We start from the raw sequence: 378 nt of genomic DNA on the forward strand, positions 1-378 counted from the left end.
GCATCGTGGGGAATAACTTCTCCTCCTACGTACGCGATTACGACTTCAGCGTCTTGCTTCCAAGGTACAACGTTGATCGAGCGGAATTCCGCACGCCAGACGATTTTGGTGACTTGCATGGAAAGCTGTTCAAGCAGTTTGTTGCCTCGCGCACTTACAAGGAGCGCTTCCACAAGCCGCCTGTCATCTCCATAAGCGCCTCGACCAGCAAGACCTATCAGCGGACCGGAAACCAGCACCCCGTACTTGGGGTCGAGTATCAACAGAATGAACTGTCCTCGACCGACCGATACTTCGCAAAGATGGGGATGCAGGTTCGTTTCTTCATGCCTCCGAATGGCGTTGCACCCTTGGCTTTCTACTTTTTCGGCGATCTTC

Annotated in this window: 1 protein-coding gene; it reads left to right on the forward strand. The window is 53.2% G+C overall.

Annotated elements, in window-relative coordinates:
• The coding region (locus tag AC1DCP_RS26665) for a putative oxygenase MesX (protein ID WP_476774910.1) at window positions 1-378 on the forward strand (378 nt) is incomplete at both ends.

This window comes from Agrobacterium sp. 10T429 (genome assembly GCF_056393925.1).